The sequence below is a fragment of the Marinobacterium sedimentorum genome (genome assembly GCF_024267675.1).
In the GTDB taxonomy this organism is placed as follows: domain Bacteria; phylum Pseudomonadota; class Gammaproteobacteria; order Pseudomonadales; family Balneatricaceae; genus Marinobacterium_A; species Marinobacterium_A sedimentorum.
Genome location: NZ_JALDYX010000031.1, coordinates 37,046 through 57,035 on the forward strand (window position 1 = coordinate 37,046; position 19,990 = coordinate 57,035).

The 19,990-nt window shown below is 59.7% G+C and carries 16 protein-coding genes; 11 read left to right on the plus strand and 5 right to left on the minus strand.

All coding sequences use genetic code 11. The annotated features are described in order from the left end of the window. Window positions 1-13: 13 nt before the first annotated feature. Genes MRS74_RS19440 through ubiG form a run of 3 tightly spaced genes read right to left on the minus strand, consistent with a single transcriptional unit; the run spans window position 14 to window position 2,189 of the window. Window positions 14-754: a YciK family oxidoreductase gene (locus tag MRS74_RS19440; protein ID WP_254581939.1), complete on the minus strand. Its 741-nt coding sequence runs from the start codon at window positions 752-754 to the stop codon at window positions 14-16. Window positions 755-784: 30 nt separating this feature from the next. Then, window positions 785-1,471, minus strand: a complete 687-nt coding sequence (locus MRS74_RS19445) for an HAD family hydrolase (protein WP_254581940.1) — start codon at window positions 1,469-1,471, stop codon at window positions 785-787. A gap of 1 nt (window position 1,472) precedes the next feature. Then, window positions 1,473-2,189: a bifunctional 2-polyprenyl-6-hydroxyphenol methylase/3-demethylubiquinol 3-O-methyltransferase UbiG gene (ubiG, locus tag MRS74_RS19450; RefSeq protein WP_254581941.1), complete on the minus strand. Its 717-nt coding sequence runs from the start codon at window positions 2,187-2,189 to the stop codon at window positions 1,473-1,475. A 454-nt stretch (window positions 2,190-2,643) separates the two neighbouring features. Here ubiG and gyrA point away from each other — a divergent pair, with 454 nt between their 5' ends. The 11 genes from gyrA (at window position 2,644) to MRS74_RS19505 (ending at window position 15,438) form a co-directional block, all read left to right on the plus strand. Continuing rightward, window positions 2,644-5,298 (plus strand): DNA gyrase subunit A, encoded by a 2,655-nt coding sequence (gene gyrA / locus MRS74_RS19455; protein WP_254581942.1) that lies wholly within the window; start codon window positions 2,644-2,646, stop codon window positions 5,296-5,298. A gap of 64 nt (window positions 5,299-5,362) precedes the next feature. Beyond that, on the plus strand, window positions 5,363-6,445 hold the full coding sequence (gene serC / locus MRS74_RS19460; protein ID WP_254581943.1) for a 3-phosphoserine/phosphohydroxythreonine transaminase: 1,083 nt from the start codon (window positions 5,363-5,365) through the stop codon (window positions 6,443-6,445). Between the two features lie 24 nt (window positions 6,446-6,469). Then, window positions 6,470-7,573: a prephenate dehydratase gene (gene pheA / locus MRS74_RS19465; RefSeq protein ID WP_254581944.1), complete on the plus strand. Its 1,104-nt coding sequence runs from the start codon at window positions 6,470-6,472 to the stop codon at window positions 7,571-7,573. Window positions 7,574-7,595: 22 nt separating this feature from the next. Then, on the plus strand, window positions 7,596-8,699 hold the full coding sequence (gene hisC, locus MRS74_RS19470; RefSeq protein ID WP_254581945.1) for a histidinol-phosphate transaminase: 1,104 nt from the start codon (window positions 7,596-7,598) through the stop codon (window positions 8,697-8,699). After that, window positions 8,696-10,909, plus strand: coding sequence for a bifunctional prephenate dehydrogenase/3-phosphoshikimate 1-carboxyvinyltransferase (locus tag MRS74_RS19475; RefSeq protein WP_254581946.1), 2,214 nt, complete (start codon window positions 8,696-8,698; stop codon window positions 10,907-10,909). Before hisC ends, MRS74_RS19475 begins: the two co-directional genes overlap by 4 nt. Further along, complete coding sequence (gene cmk / locus MRS74_RS19480) at window positions 10,909-11,607, plus strand: (d)CMP kinase (protein WP_254581947.1); 699 nt, start codon at window positions 10,909-10,911, stop codon at window positions 11,605-11,607. Before MRS74_RS19475 ends, cmk begins: the two co-directional genes overlap by 1 nt. Window positions 11,608-11,635: 28 nt before the next feature. Continuing rightward, window positions 11,636-13,318, plus strand: a complete 1,683-nt coding sequence (gene rpsA, locus MRS74_RS19485) for a 30S ribosomal protein S1 (RefSeq protein ID WP_254581948.1) — start codon at window positions 11,636-11,638, stop codon at window positions 13,316-13,318. A gap of 108 nt (window positions 13,319-13,426) precedes the next feature. Continuing rightward, window positions 13,427-13,720, plus strand: a complete 294-nt coding sequence (gene ihfB, locus MRS74_RS19490; RefSeq protein ID WP_067298806.1) for an integration host factor subunit beta — start codon at window positions 13,427-13,429, stop codon at window positions 13,718-13,720. A gap of 35 nt (window positions 13,721-13,755) precedes the next feature. After that, window positions 13,756-14,061 carry a LapA family protein gene (locus tag MRS74_RS19495; RefSeq protein ID WP_254581949.1) on the plus strand — a complete coding sequence of 102 codons (306 nt, stop codon included), beginning with the start codon at window positions 13,756-13,758 and terminating at the stop codon, window positions 14,059-14,061. A gap of 288 nt (window positions 14,062-14,349) precedes the next feature. Further along, a complete protein-coding gene (gene pyrF / locus MRS74_RS19500) occupies window positions 14,350-15,063 on the plus strand; it encodes an orotidine-5'-phosphate decarboxylase (RefSeq protein WP_254581950.1) in 714 nt (237 codons plus the stop codon). An 87-nt stretch (window positions 15,064-15,150) separates the two neighbouring features. Further along, window positions 15,151-15,438 carry a ComEA family DNA-binding protein gene (locus tag MRS74_RS19505; RefSeq protein WP_254581951.1) on the plus strand — a complete coding sequence of 96 codons (288 nt, stop codon included), beginning with the start codon at window positions 15,151-15,153 and terminating at the stop codon, window positions 15,436-15,438. Window positions 15,439-15,562: 124 nt separating this feature from the next. Here the strand turns inward: MRS74_RS19505 and MRS74_RS19510 are convergent, their stop codons facing one another. Next, window positions 15,563-16,456 (minus strand): AEC family transporter, encoded by an 894-nt coding sequence (locus MRS74_RS19510; RefSeq protein ID WP_254581952.1) that lies wholly within the window; start codon window positions 16,454-16,456, stop codon window positions 15,563-15,565. A 521-nt stretch (window positions 16,457-16,977) separates the two neighbouring features. After that, on the minus strand, window positions 16,978-19,851 hold the full coding sequence (locus MRS74_RS19515; RefSeq protein WP_254581953.1) for an FAD-binding and (Fe-S)-binding domain-containing protein: 2,874 nt from the start codon (window positions 19,849-19,851) through the stop codon (window positions 16,978-16,980). Window positions 19,852-19,990: the final 139 nt, after the last annotated feature.

The window sequence follows — 19,990 nt, forward strand, 5'->3', positions numbered from 1 at the left end:
TCAGAGTCGCGGCTTACTGGGCATCCAGTGACTGGCCGTTGATCGTCTTGCTGTCGGGCCCCATCAGATACAGATACAGCGGCATGATCTGCTCGGGCGTGGGGTTGGTCCCGGGGTTTTCCGCCGGATAGGCGCTGGCGCGCATCTGGGTGCGGGTGGCGCCTGGGTTGATGCAGTTGACGCGAGTGTTGCTGGTGTTTTCCAGCTCCTGCGCCAGAATCTGCGCCAGCCCTTCGGTGGCGAACTTCGATACGCCGTAGGCACCCCAGTAGGCCTTGCCGGTACGGCCAACACTGGAGGTTGTGAAGACGATGGAAGCATCCTGGCTCGCGTTAAGTAGCGGTATCAGGGCCTGGGTCAGCATAAAGCTCGCATTGACGTTCACCTGCATAACCTGGTTCCACACCACCGGATCATAGGATTCTATGGGGGTGCGCAGGCCCAGCAGGCTGGCGTTGTGCAGCAGTCCGTCCAGATGGCCAAACTCCTGTTCCAGGGTGTTGGCCAGCTCCTGATATTCGTGTTCGGTCGCACTCTCTAGGTTTAACGGCACTATGGCAGGCTGCGGGTGGCCGGCGGCTTCAATTTCGTCATACACCTGCTCGAGTTTTTCCAGTGTGCGCCCAGCCAGCACAACGGTAGCCCCCAGGGCTGCATAGGCGATGGCGGCTGCACGGCCGATGCCGGCGCCTGCGCCGGTGACAAGGATGATGCGGTCTTGCAGCAGGTTTTCCGGAGCTTTGTATTCGAACATGAAACTTCCTTCGCGGGCCGGCGGCCGGGTTCAACTCAGGCAATAAAGGGATTGTAGCAGGGGTTTGATTGCATCGGCGCTATCGACATTGTGATCGCTGCGCCAGTCGCGCGGGTTCTCGTCGGGACCGATGTAGCCGTAAAGTGCGGCTATGGTCGTGAGTCCCGCCCGGCGCCCGGCTTCGATGTCGCGGATGTGATCGCCGACATAGACACTGTTCTCAGGCGTGCAACCCAGTTCCCTGCAGGCCAGCCAGATGGATTCCGGGTGGGGCTTGCGTTGCTGTACCTGCTCGGGGCAGATAATGGTACCGGCCCGATGGTGCAGCTCGAGCCGCTGCAGCAGCTTGTGGGTGTAGAGTTCCGGCTTGTTGGTAACGATGCCCCAGGGAATGGCGCGGTACTCGAGCCAGTCAAGCAGCGCCATGATGCCCGCGAAGGGCTCGGTTTTGATGGCCAGGTGTTCAAGGTATATATCCAGAAAGCGCTGGCGCAGCGCAGCGACCCGGGGGTGTTGCTCGGGCAGATCGAAGGCCGTGCACACCATGGCGGTGGCGCCGTTGGAAACTTGCTGGCGCAGCGCATCAAAATCCTGCGCCTTATGCTGCTCTTGGGCCAGCAGGCGGTTGATCACCCAGATGAAGTCCGGTGCTGTGTCCAGCAGGGTGCCATCCAGGTCGAAGAGTACCGCCTGCAGTTGGGTGTTGGGCTGGGGCATCTTATTCGGGCTTGCTCGCGGCCATGATGTAGTTCACGTCCACATCCCTTGGATCCAGTTTGTACGTTTTGGTCAGCGGGTTGTAGGTCATGCCGGTGACGTCATCCAGGCGCAACCCGGCTTCGCGTATCCAGCGGCCAAGCTCCGATGGGCGGATGAATTTGTTGAAATCATGTGTGCCCTTGGGAACCAGCTTGAGCAGATGCTCGGCGCCGAGGATGGCGAACAGATAGCTTTTTGGATTCTTGTTCAGGGTTGAGAAAAATAGCTTGCCGCCAGGCCGGGTCAGGCGGGCGCAGGCGCTGACGATGGATGACGGATCCGGGACGTGTTCCAGCATTTCCAGGCAGGTGATGATGTCAAAGCTCTCGGGGGCTTCGTTGGCCAGTTGTTCCACGGTGACCTGGCGGTAGTTGATCATGATGCCGCTTTCCAGACCGTGCAGCTTGGCGACCTTCAGGGGCGCTTCGCCCATGTCGATACCCGAAACCTCGGCGCCGCGCTGTGCCATGGATTCCGACAATATGCCGCCGCCACACCCAACGTCCAGAACGCGCTTGCCAGCCAGGGGAGCGATGCGGTCGATGTAGCCCACGCGCAGCGGGTTGATATCGTGCAGTGGCTTGAACTCGCTGTTGCGGTCCCACCAGCGGCTCGCCAGTTCTTCGAATTTGGCGATCTCGTCGGGATCAATGTTGCGGTTGTGCGAATCGGTCATGGTGGCTGTTTTCGCTGGCAATAAAAGGATGGCGGTCATTCTAGCACCGCCCCAGAGGTGAATACAGATTAGGGGCTGTTGACGTTTGCAGATATGCCCTGCCGGTACTGTTTCCGCACAAGGCAAGGCGCGAGTTGCGCGGTTTGGTTGTTCCAAATAAGCGACGAGCAACGCCGTATTGTGCGAAAGCAGCCCCGGCCCGTCAGGGTTGCTCTGCAAAACGCCTCATCCAGCTTCAGCGAACTTGCAAAGGGAGCCACCCTGAGCGGCGTCCGCTTCATTGCCTGAGGCATTTTGCAGAGCAACAGGGTGCATTAGCAAACGTCAACAGCCCCTCGCGCAACGCCTTCTTTTTAAGGGAATCTTTGGATAGCTTTGTGGTATACTCGCCCGGTTAAAAACGCCGGAATACCGGCCCTATCGAGCAGACCGGATCTAAGGAAAGCTGAGACGAATGGGTGATCTAGCCAAAGAGATTCTGCCAGTCAATATCGAGGACGAGCTGAAACAGTCGTACCTGGATTATGCCATGAGCGTGATTGTCGGTCGGGCGTTGCCAGACGTGCGCGACGGTCTCAAGCCTGTGCATCGCAGAGTGCTGTTCGCGATGAGCGAACTGAACAATGACTGGAACAAACCATATAAAAAGTCCGCTCGTGTCGTTGGTGACGTGATCGGTAAATACCACCCCCACGGCGACAGTGCCGTGTACGACACTATCGTGCGAATGGCGCAGGATTTTTCCATGCGCTATCCGCTGGTGGACGGCCAGGGTAACTTCGGCTCCGTCGATGGTGATTCCGCGGCAGCCATGCGTTACACCGAAATCCGCATGGCCAAGATCTCCCATGATCTGCTGGCGGATCTCGACAAGGAAACCGTCGACTTTGTGCCCAACTACGACGGTACGGAACAGATTCCCGACGTGCTGCCGACCCGGGTGCCCAACCTGCTGATAAACGGTTCATCCGGTATCGCGGTGGGTATGGCGACCAACATACCGCCGCACAACCTGTCCGAGGTCGTGCGTGGCTGTATCGCGCTGATTGATGACAGCACTCTGACTGTTGATGATCTGATGGAATACATCCCGGGGCCGGACTTTCCGACCGGCGGTATTATCAATGGTCGTGCCGGCATTCTGGAAGCCTACCGCACGGGTCGCGGTCGCATCTATGTGCGTGCCAAGCACCATGTAGAGGAAGATCCCAAGACCCACCGCGCGGCGATTATCGTCACCGAAATTCCGTACCAGCTGAACAAGGCTCGACTGATCGAAAAGATCGCCGACCTGGTGAAGGAAAAACGCCTGGAAGGCATTTCCGAGCTGCGGGACGAGTCCGATAAGGACGGCATGCGCATCGTGATCGAACTGCGTCGCGGTGAAGTGCCAGAGGTGGTGGTCAACAATCTTTTCTCCCAGACGCAGATGGAAAGCGTCTTTGGCATCAACGTTGTTGCCCTGGTGGACAACCAGCCGAAGATTCTGGATCTCAAGTCGCTGATCGAAAACTTCGTGCGCCACAGGCGCGAAGTGGTTACCCGTCGTACCGTGTACCTGCTGCGCAAGGCGCGTGAACGCGGTCATATCCTTGAGGGCCTGGCGGTTGCACTGGCCAACATCGATCCGGTCATTGAGCTGATCAAGCGTTCGCCGACACCGGCCGAGGCGAAAGACGGTCTTGTCGCCATGGCCTGGGAGCCTGGCAACGTGCTGGAAATGCTCGAGCGTGCCGGTGAAGACGCCTGTCGTCCGGAAGATCTTGAGCCGCAGTTTGGTCTGCGCGAAGGGCGCTATCACCTGTCGCCGGTACAGGCGCAGGCGATTCTGGATCTGCGTCTGCACCGCCTGACCGGGCTGGAGCATGAAAAGCTGATCGGTGAATACCGTGAATTGCTGGAACGCATTGCCGAGCTGCTGGAAATCCTCGGATCCCACACCCGTCTGATGGAAGTCATCCGCGAAGAGCTGGAAGCCGTGCTGGAAGAGTACGGTGACGAGCGTCGCACCGAGATTACGGCATCGCGCCGTGACCTGACGGTGGCGGATCTTATTACTGTAGAAGACATGGTCGTGACCATTTCCCACGGCGGCTATGCCAAGACGCAGCCGCTGACGGACTATCAGGCGCAGCGCCGTGGTGGTCGTGGCAAGTCGGCGACGACGATGAAAGATGAAGACTTCATCGAACATCTGCTGATCGCCAGTACCCACGATACCATTCTGTGCTTCACCAGCCGTGGCAAAGTGTACTGGCTGCGGGTGTTTGAAATTCCGCAGGCCAGCCGCGCTGCCCGCGGTCGTCCGATCGTGAATATTCTGCCACTGGAAGAGGGTGAGCGTATCACCACCATTCTGCCGGTGAATGAATACCGCGAAGACCGTTTTGTCTTTATGGCGACCGCCAACGGTACTGTGAAGAAAACCCCGCTCAACAGCTTCTCCCGTCCGCGTACCAGTGGCCTGATTGCCCTGGGGCTGGATGAGGGCGATACCCTGATCGGTGCCGCCATCACCACCGGTGAAGACGATATTCTGCTCGTGACCAGCGCCGGCAAGGCGATGCGTTTTGAGGAAGATGCCGTTCGCGCCATGGGTCGTCTGGCGCGCGGTGTGCGCGGTGTGCGCATGCAGCCGGGCACCTCGGTGATTTCCCTGATCATCCCGCAGCCTGAGGGCAAGGTGCTGACGGCGTCGGCCCGCGGCTTCGGCAAGCGGACCGTCATGGAAGACTTCCCCCGCAAGGGGCGCGGTGGCCAGGGCGTGATTGCGATGCAATGCACTGATCGCAACGGCGAGCTGGCCGGTGCCGTGCAGGTGTTTTCCGGGGATGACGTGATGCTGATCAGCAATCGCGGCACCATGGTTCGCACCCGTACCGAGGAAATCTCGGAGCTGAGCCGCAACACCCAGGGCGTGATGCTTATTCGGGTAGCCGAAGATGAAACCCTGGTCGGCCTGGCGCGTATCGAGGAGCCGGAAGAAGTCGAGCTGCCGGAAGGCAGCGAGGACCTTGATGGCGAGGCGATTGATGGCGAGTCCATCGTGAACGCCGAGCCGAGCTCCGATGCAGCAGTGCAGGATCCTGCGGCTGACACCGAGGAGTAATCCCGTTGCGGCCCGCTGGGCCGCAACTTTTAATCTCTAATCCGGATCGAGTTTGAGCGAGAACATGAGTCGCAAATACAATTTCAGTGCTGGTCCCGCGGCGTTGCCGGTAGAGGTCCTGGAACAGGCCCGTGACGAAATGCTCGACTGGCATGGCCAGGGGCTGTCGATCATGGAGATGAGCCATCGCAGCGATGCTTTTGTGTCGGTTGCCGAGCAGGCCGAGCAGGATCTGCGCGACCTTATGGCCATTCCGGACAACTACAAGGTGCTGTTCCTGCAGGGCGGCGCGACCAGTCAGTTTGCCATGGTGCCGCTGAACCTGCTGGGCGACAAGACCAGTTCCGATTATATCAATACCGGTATCTGGTCGAAGAAAGGCATTGCTGAGGCCCGGCGCTATGGCTATGTGCGTATTGCCGGCAGCACCGAATCCGAGCAGTTCACGCGGGTGCCGACCCAGGACGAGCTGGAGCTGGATCCCAATGCGGCCTATGTGCACTACACGCCGAACGAAACCATCGGTGGTGTCGAGTACAACTACATTCCGGACACCGGATCGGTTCCACTGGTGGCGGACATGTCCTCCAATATTCTGTCCCGCGAAATTGATGTCAGCCGTTTCGGGCTCATCTATGCCGGTGCGCAGAAAAACATAGGTCCTGCGGGCCTGACCGTGGTGATCGTGCGCGAAGACCTGCTCGGCAAGGCGGCGGCATCAACGCCCGCCATGTTCGATTATCAGGTGCATGCCGGTGCGGACTCCATGAACAACACGCCGCCGACCTTCGGCTGGTATCTGGCGGGCCTCGTATTCAAGTGGCTCAAGCGCCAGGGTGGCGTGGCGGCTATCGAAGAGGTGAACCGTCGCAAGGCGGCCAAGCTCTATGCCTATATAGATAGCAGCGACTTTTACGCCAACCCCATTGCACCGGACTGCCGTTCCTGGATGAACGTGCCCTTCACCCTGGCGGACGCCGGGCTGGATGGCTTGTTCCTGGAGCAGGCCGAAGCTGCGGGTCTGCTTAACCTGCAGGGACACCGTTCAGTGGGTGGGATGCGGGCAAGTCTTTACAATGCGGTCCCCGAAGCCGCTGTTGATGCCTTGATTGAATTCATGCAGACATTTGCGCAGCAGCACGCTTAAGTCAGATATGAGAGTGGCATAGCCATGAGTGACCAGGAAAAGGAACTGCAGGTTCTGCGTGATCAGATTGATCAGATCGATCAGCAGCTTCAGACGCTGCTGAACCAGCGTGCGGCCTGCGCTCAGCAGGTGGCCGAGGTCAAGCAGAAGTATCAGGGCAGCCGCGATGCGGTGTTCTATAGGCCTGAACGCGAAGCCCAGGTGCTGCGTCGGGTGATGGAACGTAACACCGGGCCCTTGCCTGAGCGGGATGTTGCACGCTTGTTCCGTGAGGTGATGTCCGTCTGTCTGGCACTCGAGCAGCCCATGCGGATTGCTTTCCTGGGGCCCGAGGGTACCTTCACCCAGCAGGCAGCGGTGAAGCACTTCGGCCTGTCGGCGATTACTGCGCCCCTGGCTTCGCTGGATGAAGTCTTTCGCGAGGTTGAAGCCGGCACGGCGCACTATGGCGTGGTGCCGATCGAAAACACCAGTGAGGGCATGGTCAATCATACCCTGCACCTGTTTTCGCGCTTTCGGCTGTCGATCGTCGGCGAGGTGGAGCTGAATATTCACCATCACCTGCTGGTGCGCCCCGGCATCGATCGCAATGCGGTCACCCGGATCTATGCCACCCAGACAGCGCTGTCCCAGTGCCGTAGCTGGCTGGATGCGCACTATCCCTCGGTGGAACGGGTCGCAGTAGCGACCAATGCCGATGCCGCGCGTCAGGCCTCGATCGATACCGACGTCGGCCTGGCTGCCGCCATTGGCAGTGAGCTGGCCATCGAGCTGTACCCCTTGAAGGTTGCGGTGCGCAATATCGAGGATCAGGCCGAAAGCAGTAGCCGCTTTCTGATTCTCGGGTGCCAGGACGTCGGCCCCAGTGGTCACGACAAAACCTCCATACTGATCTGTGCCCATGACAAGCCGGGCGCGCTCTATGATCTGCTGGCACCCTTCCGTCTGCGTGGCATCAGCCTGACGCGGATCGAAACCCGTACCCTGTCGGGGCCCTGGAACACTGTGTTCTATATTGATTTTGAAGGCCATGTGTCCGATGCGCCGGTGCAGGCGCTGTTCAAGGATCTGGAGTCAGAGTCGCTTGAACTCAAGCTCCTCGGATCTTACCCGCAGGCGGTGCTGTAACTGCCATCGCAGGAGTCGCAAGATGGGTTGTGATTTTATCGCTCGTGCTACCCCGGGTGTACAGGGGCTGCAGCCGTACGTCCCCGGCAAGCCGGCGCAGGAGCTCGAACGCGAGCTGGGCCTGACCGACATCGTCAAGCTGGCCAGTAATGAAAATCCCTTGGGCCCGAGCCCGCTGGCGCTGGCGGCGGCGGCGCAGGCGCTGACTGAGCTGCACCTCTATCCCGATGCCAGCGGCTATCGACTGAAACAGGCGCTGCAGCAGCACTTCGGCCTTAGCCCCGACTGCATCACCCTCGGCAATGGCTCCAATGACGTGCTGGAATTGATCGCCCGCGCTTTTCTGCGTCCCGGCGATGAGGTGGTTTATTCCCAGTATGCGTTTCTGGTGTATCCAATCATTACTCAGGCCAGCAGCGCCACGGCGGTGGTGACCGCGGCGCGGGACTGGGGGCATGATCTCGATGCCATGCTGGCGGCCGTGACCGAGCGCACTCGCCTGGTGTTTATCGCCAACCCCAATAATCCTACCGGCACCTGGCTAAGCCGGGCGCAGCTCTGTGCCTTTATGGATGCGTTGCCGGCGTCCGTGGTGCTGGTGCTCGATGAAGCCTACACCGAATACAGCGAAGATCCCGAATTTCCTGATGGCCTTGAGTTGCTGGCGCGCTATCCGAACCTGGTCGTGACCCGAACCTTCTCCAAGGCCTGGGGGCTGGCAGGTCTGCGGGTCGGTTTTGCTGCCGCCAATAGCGAGATTACGGATCTGCTGAACCGGGTGCGTCAGCCGTTTAACGTTTCGGGGCCGGCGCTGGCTGCCGCCGAGGCGGTGCTGCAGGATCCTGATTACCTCGCTCGCACGCTGGAGTGCAATCGCACCGGTATGCGTCAGCTGGTGGACGGGCTGGAGCGCCTTGGACTGGCGGTGATTCCATCGGCGGGCAACTTTGTCTGTGTCGGGCTGGGGCGCCCGGCGGGGCCGGTTTATCAGCAGTTGTTGCAGCGCGGGGTTATTGTGCGTCCGGTGGCCAACTATCAGATGCCGGATCATCTGCGTATCAGCATTGGTCTGGAGGCGCAGAATCTGCGTTGCCTGCGGATGCTCGAAGAGGTTTTGTCTGCGTGAAGTTTTGCATTAATAACGTGCTGGTTGTCGGCCTGGGGCTGATCGGTGGCTCGCTGGCCAAGGCCCTGAAGCATCGGCGCTACTGTCGGCTTGTGGTCGGCTACGACCGTAATCCCGCTGAGCTCGAAGCCGGGCTTGCGCTGGGCGTGATTGACGAGGCGGCCCATGATCTGCGCCAGGCTGTTGCCGCCGCCGATCTGGTGGTGCTGGCGGTGCCGGTCAAGGCGACCGATGCAGTGCTGGCAGAAATCAGTACGGCGCTGCGCCCGCATACCCTGCTGACCGATGTCGGCAGTACCAAAGGCAATGTGGTGGCGGCGGCCGAGGCGGTATTCGGCTGCCTGCCTGCCACCTTCGTTCCCGGTCACCCGATTGCTGGCTCCGAAAAGAGTGGCGTTGCGGCGGCCGATGCACAGCTGTTTGAGCGTCACAAGGTCATCCTCACACCAACCGCTGCGTCCTCCACCGACGCGACCCTGGTGATCGCCCGCATGTGGCAGGCCGTCGGCGCCGAGGTGCTGCAGATGGAGGTGGCGCGCCATGACCAGGTACTGGCAGCAACCAGTCATCTGCCGCACCTGCTGGCGTTCTCCCTGGTTGATACGCTGGCCGCAGAAGCGGCTAATACCGACATTTTTCGCTATGCCGCCGGCGGCTTTAGGGACTTTACCCGCATTGCTGCCTCAGACCCCACCATGTGGCATGACATTTGCCTGACTAATGGCGATGCTATCCTGGCACAGCTGGATCGCTTCAGCGCCGGGGTCGAAAAACTGCGCCAGGCCATCAGTTCGGCCGACAGTCAGGCGATGCTGGGTATTTTCACCCGCGCCAAAGCCTCGCGGGATCATTTCAGCCGCATACTGTCCAGCTCCGCCTATTCACAGAATCAACACAACGCCGCGGTAAGTTATCGGGCGCAGCAGGGCACTGCGCTGACGGGGCAGGTGCGGCTGCCGGGCGACAAGTCGATTTCGCACCGAGCCATCATGCTGGGCTCCCTGGCGACAGGCATTACGCGGATCGAGGGCTTCCTTGAAAGCGAAGACAGCCTCGCCACGCTGCAGGCGTTTCGCGATATGGGAGTGGTGATCGAAGGGCCGCACCAGGGTGCCGTGAAGATCTACGGCGTTGGCCTGCAGGGTCTGCAGCCGCCGCCCGGTCCGCTCTATCTGGGGCGTTCTGCCATGTCAATGCGACTGCTGTGCGGTGTGCTTGCGGGCCAGAGCTTTGATACCGAGCTGACGGGCGATGCTTCGCTGTCAAGCTGGTCGATGGAGCAGGTGGTGCGGCCGCTGCGCCAGATGGGCGCACAGATAGACACCGCAGAGGGTTGCCTGGCGCCACTGCGGATTCGCGGCAGCCAGTCGCTGCAGGGTATTGCGCAGCAGTTGCCGCTGCCCAGCGCCCAGGTCAAGTCGGCGCTGTTGCTGGCCGGGCTCTACGCCCGCGGTACTACGCGGGTCATAGAGCCGACGCCGTCCCGCGATCATACCGAGCGCATGCTGCAGGGGTTGGGCTGGACGCTGGAACGCTCCCGGGGGCAGGTGGCGCTGCAGGCTGGTGGTCAGCTGCAGGCGGCCCGTATCGATGTGCCGGGCGACATGTCTCTGGCGGCCTTCTTTATCGTAGGCGCGGCGATCTCACCGGGCTCCGAGCTGCTGCTTGAGCATGTGGGTATTAATCCGACCCGCATTGGCCTGATAGAGATACTGCGCCTGATGGGGGCGGATATCGAATTCGACAATGCCACCGAGGTGAGTGGCGAGCCGGTAGCGGATATCCGCGTGCGCTACCGCCCACTGCAGGCCATCGAAGTCCCAGGCGTACTGCTGGCCCGTGCCAGCGATGAGTTGCCGCTGCTGATGGCTGCTGCCGCCTGTGCCGAGGGTACGACCTGGATTCGTGGTATCGGTGAACTGCGTTACGGACTGGATACCTTGCTGCAGGCTGTGGTCGCTGGGCTGGATGAGTTGGGCGTTGAGGCTCTGGTGGGGGCTGGCAGTGTTTGCGTCCGCGGAGGCCCCATCGGTGGAGGTGCGCTCAGTGCCACTGGCGACTATCGTGTCGCTTTGGCCTTTGTGGCCCTCTCACTGCGTGCCAACACAGAATTTCATATTACGGAATGCGCCTGTCTTGAGGCTGCATTCCCCGAATTTGTTGCACTCGCCTGTCAGGCGGGGTTCAGAATAGGTAAGGAGAGGGACTGATGGTCTCGAAGCAATTGAGCGTGCCGGTAATCAGCATCGATGGCCCAAGTGGTTCTGGCAAGGGAACTATCTGCCGATTGCTGGCGCGCCAGCTGGGGTGGCATTTGCTGGACAGCGGTGCCCTGTATCGGCTGACAGCACTGGCAGCACGGCATCACGGTGTTGCGCTGAACGACGAGGAAGCGCTGGTCGTGCTGGCGGCACATCTGGATGTGAAGTTTGTGCCGCGCGGTGAAGATAATGAGGTTCAGGTGCTGCTTGAAGGCGAAGAAGTGACCCAGCAGATTCGCACCGAGGAAGCCGGCGCGGATGCGTCCCGGGTGGCCGCCTGTGGGCCGGTGCGCGAGGCTTTGCTTGAGCGCCAGCGTGCATTTCGTGAGGCCCCGGGGCTGATCGCAGACGGGCGCGACATGGGCACGGTGGTGTTCCCCGCTGCCGAGTTAAAAATATATCTGGATGCCAGTGCGCAAGAGCGTGCGCGGCGCCGTTATAACCAGTTGATAAATAAGGGTCTCGATGCTAGCCTTGATACGATATTGGTTGATATTCAAGCACGTGACGACCGCGATATGAACCGTGCGGTGGCGCCGCTGAAACCCGCGGCTGACGCGGTGATTCTGGACTCGACCCAGATGAGTATCGACGAGGTTTTGAAGGTGGTTATGGATCAGGCCAGACATAAGGGTTTGACCTGGTAAGCTTCTGTTTTGTGAGGATGGGGCGGTAATGAGCGAAAGTTTTGCCGAACTCTTTGAGGAAAGCCTCAAAGACCTGAAGATGGCGCCTGGCTCCATCGTCACGGGAACAGTGGTCGCGATCGAAAATGACTTTGTCATGGTGCATGCGGGCCTCAAGTCTGAAGGCTTTATTCCCCGAGAGCAGTTTTTCAATGAGCAGGGCGAGCTGGATATTGCTGTCGGCGATACCGTACAGGTGGCACTTGAATCGGTTGAAGACGGCTTTGGCGCCACCACGCTGTCCCGCGAGAAGGCCAAGCGCGCCGAGAGCTGGAATCTGCTGGAGCAGGCGTTCGAGAACGACGAAGTCGTCAAAGGCGTTATCGTCGGCAAGGTGCGCGGTGGTTTTACCGTGGATCTGGATACCGTACAGGCCTTCCTGCCGGGCTCGCTGGTCGACATTCGCCCCATTCGGGATACCGCCCATCTTGAAGGTGTCGAGCTTGATTTCAAGCTGGTGAAGCTGGACGCCAAGCGCAACAACATAGTGGTATCCCGTCGTGCGGTACTGCAGGCCTCTTACAATGAGGAACGCGACAAGTTGCTGTCGCAGCTCAAGGAAGGCGTCGTCATCAAGGGTATCGTCAAGAACCTGACCGATTACGGTGCCTTTATCGACCTGGGTGGTCTGGATGGGCTGCTGCACATTACGGACATCGCCTGGAAGCGGGTGAAGCATCCGAGCGAAGTGTTACAGGTTGGCGATGAAATCGACGTCAAGGTGCTGCGATTTGATACCGAGCGCAATCGTGTGTCTCTGGGGCTGAAGCAGCTCAGTCAGGATCCCTGGCTGACGCTGATGGATGGCCATGGGGTGGGTACGAGGTCAAGCGCCCGGGTCACCAATGTGGCTGACTACGGCTGCTTTGCCGAGATTGAGGCCGGTGTCGAAGGTCTGGTGCATGTATCCGAAATGGACTGGACGAACAAGAACGTGCATCCCTCCAAGGTGGTGCAGGTTGGCGATGAAATCGAAGTCATGGTGCTCGATATCGACACCGATCGACGTCGTATCTCGCTGGGCATGAAGCAGTGCCGCGACAATCCGTGGCAGGCCTTTGCCAGCCGTTACAGCAAGGGCGATACCCTGAGCGGAAAGATTCGTTCCATTACCGACTTTGGCGTCTTTATCGGCCTGGACGGCGGTATCGATGGCCTGGTGCATCTGTCCGATCTGTCCTGGGACCTGCCGGGTGAGCAGGTCGCCAAAACCCTCAACAAGGGTGACGACCTGACCGCCGTGCTGCTGTCGATCGATACCGAGCGCGAGCGCATTGCACTGGGCGTCAAGCAACTGGCGGGGGATCCGTTTGGAGACTTTGCTGCGCAGTTCGGCAAAGGCGCGCTTGTGACCGGGAGCGTAAGCGAGGTTGATGCCAGGCAGGTGACCCTGCAGCTGGCAGACGGCATTAGCGGTGTGTTGCGGGCAGGTGATGTATCGGTTGAGCACGGCAACAACCTGACGGCCCATTTCAAGGTGGGTGACGCGGTGGAAGCATCCGTTGTCAATGTGGATCGTCGCAACCGCAGCATCCAGCTGTCGCAGAAGCAGCGCGATGCCAAGCTCGATCAGCAGGCGCTCAAGGTGGTACAGGAACAACCGGTGGTATCCGCCGGCCCGACGACCATTGGTGACCTGATCAAGGCGCAAATGAACAAGTCGGATAGTTGATCAACAGGGAGAGCTTGGCTCTCCCTGTTTGTATTACCGGTGTGTGGCGGCCAAGCGCCAGTGGAATGAAGGCTTGCCAAATAGCCTGAATCTTTAGGGAGAGTTGTCATGACCAAGTCAGAGTTGATTGAACGACTGATAGATCGTCATAATCAGCTATCTGTAAAGGACGTTGAGCTTGCCGTCAAAACGATGCTGGATCATATGACCGAGGCGCTGGCGCATGGTGACAGGATCGAGATTCGCGGCTTTGGCAGTTTTTCGTTACACTACCGCGCACCTCGGGTGGGACGTAATCCCAAGACCGGTGAGTCGGTGCCATTGACGGCCAAGCATGTGCCGCATTTTAAACCTGGCAAGGAACTGCGGGAGCAGGTCAATGACAGTCTGTCTGAATACTAGAGTTTATCTACTCTGCCTGTTGGAGGCTTGATCCGGTGCGCTGGTTGAGAACGCTGCTACTCGTTGTTTTGTGTCTCGTTATCCTGTTCGTTGGGATACTCTTCACTATTCATAATACCGACAAGGTTTCGATCGACCTGATTCTGGTGCAGTTGCCCCAGGCCAGCCTGTCGCTCTGGCTGATTGCGGCGTTCGTCTGTGGCGGTGTGCTCGGGATATTGCTCAGCAGTGTCGCCGTACTGGGGCTTAAAACCCGCCTGCGTTCGGCCCGCAAACGCCTGGCCGTGGCACAGCATGATCTGGAACGGCAACGCGCCCTGGTGGCCAAAGACAGCATCTGATGGCTCGATAGGGCAGAACCAGGCACCGGGACCCAGAGCGCCTGTGTTTGGTTAGGCCGTGTTTTTGGCTCGCCTCTGCTATTCCCTCCTTGTTTGATATTCCCTCTGCTCATCTGTCTCTTCATTGCCTGTATTGAAGCTTGTGTGCTCGCTCCGGAGTGCGCTTGTGTTTGTGTACAATGGGGCCTGCAAACTGCACTTTTGGCTGTATAATAGGCGCCGCGCGGCATTCAATGGCTGCTGCATACCGGCCTGATGGCACAGTGAACGCTAACACACGAGGGTTTCATGGCAACGGATTCAAAACAGGTACTGGTCGCGCTCGACTATCCCGATCAGGCCCAGGCCATTGCAATGGCGCAACGACTCGATCCGGCGCAGTGTCGGCTCAAGGTGGGCAAGGAGTTGTTTACCCGCAGCGGGCCGGCGATTGTGGAAACACTGCAAGGCCGCGGTTTTGATGTATTCCTCGACCTCAAGTTCCACGACATACCCAATACCACCGCCAAGGCGGTACGGGCGGCGGCCGAGCTTGGTGTCTGGATGGTGAACGTTCATGCATCCGGCGGGCGCCGCATGATGGAAGCTGCGCGCAACGAGATTGACAGCGTTGTCGGCAGCAAGACGCTGCTGATTGCCGTTACCGTGCTGACCAGCATGGAGCGACAGGATCTTTGCGATATAGGTATCGATATCGAGCCGCTTGAGCAGGTAAAGCGTCTGGCTCAGCTCACCGAGCGCAGTGGCCTGGATGGTGTGGTCTGTTCGGCCCAGGAAGTGGGGCCGCTGCGCGGCCTGATCGGCGCCGACTTCAAACTGGTAACGCCGGGTATTCGCCCGGCCAATGCGGATGCCGGTGATCAGCGCCGCATCATGACGCCGGCTCAGGCGGTGCAGGCGGGCAGTGACTACCTCGTGATCGGGCGGCCGATAACCCAGGCGGCAGATCCGCTGGCGGTGCTCGAAAGCATTCAGCAGGAGCTGGCCCAGATCCGCGGCTGAGTGGCGCAAAGTCGACCTCTATGCTATCCCTATTTAACAGTCGACAAGGAGTTCGGCTATTAAATAATGATGACAAGGAGGTTCATGATGAACTCTCGATTACTGCGTACCCTGTTGTTGATGTTTTGCCTCGCTTTTGTACCCCTCTCTGTGGCTCAAGCGGATACTCTGGATATAAATACCGCCACTGCTGAGCAGTTATCCAGCGTGATGGTCGGCGTCGGGCCTGCCAAGGCCCAGGCCATTGTGGATTATCGCAATAGCAAGGGTCCCTTTGGCAGCGTTGATGAGCTTAGTGCGGTAAAGGGCATAGGTACATCAACGGTGGACAAGAACCGTGAATTGATCAGCGTAACGTCGGCGCCCGCCAAGTAGCTTGTTCCGCCTGCAAATGAAACGGCACCTGCACAGGTGCCGTTTTTATATACAGGGATGTATGTATCCCACGGGCGCATGGATGCGCAGGAGTGGGATTTGGGCGTGAATACCGACGCAGGATTTACAGAATAAAGGCCAGCGTCAGCGGAATGATCACCAGGCTGGCGATATTGCTCAGCAGCACAATGGATGCCACCTGCTGTGGTTCCTGGTTGTAGCGCTCGGCCACCAGGTAGTTCAGCAGTGCCGGCGGCAGGGCGCCGAACAGAATCAGGTAACTAAACTGGGTCTCATCCAGCTGGACGACCTGCTGCGTTGCCAGTGCCATCAGCACACCGCTCAGCGGACAAAGGATGGCGCCTATGACACCGCTGCGCCAGTTCGACAAATCAATACTCAGCATGCGCACGCCGAGGGAGAAAAGCATCAGCGGGATGGCGATTTGCCCCAGCATGTCGATAAAGGTTTTTGCATACACGGGCAATACCCAGCCTGCGCTGCTGATGACCAGGCCTGCGATGGCGGCGAGGATCATGGGAATGCGCAGCATTGAAAGCGGATGTGTGCGGGGGTTGAGCATGTACATGCCCAGAGTGAAATGCAGAGTGTTTTCCACCAGGAAGAGCACGACTGCCGCGGGCAGGGCATAGTCGCCAAAGGCCAGCACGGCCAGCGGAATCCCGAGATTACCGCTGTTGTTGAACATCATGGGGGGCAAGAAGGTCTTGGGGTGAATACCGATCAGGCGGCAAAACGGCGCCAGCAGGAGCCCGGAACCAATGACCACGCAGACTGCTGCGATCGCCAGCGGCTGATAGAGCGCCAGATCAAAGGACTGGTCCGCCATGACGGACAGAATCAGGGCTGGCGTGAAGACATCCATGTTTACGCGGTTGGCCACCGACATGTCAGTGTGAATGCGGCGTGCATAGAAATAGCCCACGGTTACAATGGCGACCAGCGGGAAGACGACCTGGAAAATGCGTTCCAGCAGCAGGAGAGAAGCGTCGTCCATTGATATTTTTCCCTGTGGAGTAAAAGGCGGTGGCACCGGTCGACGCAGGTCGCTTCGGTTTTGGAAATCGGGTCACGCGCGCAGCGCTGCGACTGTGATGTCGCCTGGCAGTCTGCCGGATTTAACACTGATCTACTCGGCTCGGGCATCCTGCTTCGCCCTAACTCCTGCATCCATGCAGTCATGCGGAAAAGTCCCTTCTCTTGTGCAAAGAAGGGCCATATCCAGTGCTCTTTTTTACTCGTCGCAGGCTCCTCGGTCTGCGACCCCGCTAAAGCGGTTCTTACCACTTGGTTCCAAATGCTACATAGAAGCACTTTTCACAAGCGACATCCCTGTAGCTTGCCCTTCGGGCAGCTATCGCTGTGCGAATCGGCAATCCTGCCGATTTATCACTTCAACAGAGCTCAAATACCAACTCAAATCGGTCTTTCCCTCGCTACGACCGGCCAAGTTCGACAGGCTGCTGGGTTTCAGATTGTAGCCTGAGTGCGAATGGTACTGTCCCTGTTTCGCCCGAATCAAGCCCGTTGCATGGCGTTGGCTGTCTCTTGGGTGCCAGCGTGCGCCTGAGGCGACCTGGCGCGGGAGCATTCATCCAGCAGGTAGACGATAGAGTGGTAATCAATGCCGCTGTGATGCGTCAGGCCAATCTCGCAGGTACGGCTGGTGGATACACCCTGCTGGCAGCCCTGTACGGCCTGGTTCAGAGTGCGCAGCGCTGAGGCATTTAGTGCGGGGGTGGTGAAGCCCTTGTCGCCGGCAAAGCCGCAGCAGCCGATATTCTCCGGTATCACCAGTTTCGTGGTGCACTGGCCGACGATACGCTTGAGTGCCTCGGTCTGGCCCATGCGGCTTGCACTGCAGGTGACGTGCAGTGCAACGGGTTCGCTGCGCGGCTGGAACTCCAGGCGCGCTAGCAGGAACTGATCGATAAAGTCTACGCTGTCGAACAGGCGAATGCGGCTGTCCAGCGACTCCTTCAGTCGCAGGCTGCAGGGGCTGGTATCTGAGTACACGGGCAGGGCGCCGTTTTCGCTGGCGGCGAGCAGTATGTCGGCGGTTTCGTTGCGTTTGAAATCGGCGGCCTCGAACATGCCCTTGGACTGAAACGGCATGCCGCAGCACTGTCCTTCCAGCCCCTGTGGATAAATCACCTCATAGCCGGCTTTGCGCAACAGGGCTTCGGTCACCTGGGCCAGAGAACGGCTGTCGGCGCTGCCCCGGGCCGGCCCCATGGTCCGGCTGGCACAGCTGGGCAGATAGACCACCCTGGGTCTTTGGCTGTCGGGCTGTGCGGTCAGGGTAGGAATTCTGGCAGCGGGCCTTGGCATGGCATCGGTCCAGAGCGGAATGCGCTCGCCGCTGAGCTTGCGCAGGCTGCCGGTAATGGCTTTCATGGCATTGCTGCCGAACAGGCCGTGGGCGCCGTCGGCCAGGCGAAAGGCGGCTTTGCTGGTGCGGTTGAGGCCAGCGTAATGTTCGGCCAGCCACTGGGCGAGCCGGGTCTGATTCTCGTTGTCGCGGCTGCGGATGGAGCGCGTCAGGTCGCCGGTATTGATACCCACCGGGCAGCTGGTGGAGCAGAGCCCGCAGCCGGCACAGGTATCGGTGCCCTGGTAGCGATATTCCTCACGCATGAGGGCAAGGCGCTCGGGGTCGTCATTACTGGCTTCAAGGCGAGCGATTTCACGCCAGATAACAATGCGCTGGCGCGGCGTCAGGGTCAGGTCCCGGGACGGGCAGCTCGCCTCGCAAAAGCCACACTCGATACACTTGTCGATGATGGCATCGGCTGCAGGCATGGGTTTAAGGTTGGCCAGATGTACCCGCGGATCACGGTTGAGTAGCACACCAGGATTCAGAATGTTGAGCGGGTCGAGCAACTCCTTGAGCTGCCACATCAGCTGATAGGCCTCGCTACCCCATTCGAGCTCCACGTAGGGCGCCATGTTGCGTCCGGTACCGTGCTCCGCCTTGAGCGAGCCGTCGTAACGCCCGACGACCATCTGTGCGACATCGTCCATCAGGCCTTCATAGCGCCTCAGGGCATCGGCGGTGTCGAAGGCCTGGGTGAAGACAAAGTGCAGGTTACCCTCCAGCGCGTGGCCGAAGATAAGCGCATCGGGGTAGTCCCATTTCTGGAAAATTCGGTGCAGGTCGGCCACGGCGTCCGCCAGGCGCGCCACCGGAAAGGCGACATCCTCGATAATAACGGTCGTACCGGTTTCACGCACCGCACCCACGGCGGGAAAGAGGCCCTTGCGGATGGCCCAGTATTGAGCGCATTCGGCTGTATCGGTGCTGAAGCGCGCCGGCTCTAGCGTGGACAGGTGCTCGATTGCAGCGCTAATGGCACTGACCTGCTGCGCCAGCAGTTCAGGGCTGGCGGCACGGGTCTCAACCAGCAGGGCGGTGGCGCCGCCTGGCAGCTGCTTTATAAAGTCAGGCATGCCGGGCTTGTTCTCGACTGAGCGCAGGCCGGCCCTGTCGATCAGCTCCACCGCCGCCACGGGCGTGGGCTTGAGCAGGGCCACGGCCTCACAGCAGCTTTGCAGCTGTTCGAAGAAAATCAGTGCCGAGGCCTTGTGGGGATGATCATCGACGGTGTTGTAGGTGATCTCGGCCATAAAGCCCAGGGTGCCTTCGGAGCCGATCATCAGGTGCTGCAGAATTTCGATCGGATCCTTGTGTTCGGTGAGGGCGTTGAGCGCGTAGCCGGTGGTATTTTTAAGGCGGTATTTGTGCGTAATGCGCTGGTTGAGTGCTGTATTTTCCCGTGTCTGGCGGGCCAGGCTGTCGAGGGTGTCCAGCAGTATCCGGTGGCTCCTGCGAAAGGCTGTTACCGACTCGGGCCTCGCCGTGTCGAGCAGGGTGCCATCGGCCAGAATCAGACGCATGCTGGCCAGGGTGTTAAAACTGTTCTGCGCCGTGCCGCAGCACATGCCGCTGGCGTTGTTGGCGGCGATACCGCCAATCATGGCGCTGTTAATGGATGCAGGGTCGGGGCCTATCTTCTTGTTATAGGGCGCCAGGTAGCGGTTGGCATGACCGCCGATGACGCCGGGTTGCAGGCTAATGGCCAGGGCATGATCGTGCAGGCGATGCCCCTTCCAGCCATCCCCGAGCTGCACCAGCACCGAGTCTGTCACCGCCTGCCCGGACAGGCTGGTGCCCGCAGCCCTGAAGGTGAGGGGGATATGCTGTTCGCCAGCCAGGCGTATCAGCTGAATGATTTCCTGTTCGGACTCAACCCGCACCACGATCTGGGGCACGAGGCGATAGAAGCTTGCGTCCGTACCATAGGCCAGCGTGCGCAGCGGATCGGTGATCAGGCGGGCCTGGGGGATAAAGGCCGCCAGTTCCCGCAGGAATAGGGAGTAAGCCGGTTTCATCTGTCGATAGCCTCATCTGAGCGGCAATGACGCGCAGCTCGTTGGTCAAAAGGTTTAACAGGGCTGTGTGAGCAGCCCGGGCTGTCAGCTATAGGCATTGGCCGGCAGCCAGAGCACCAGCTGGGGCCAGAACACCATG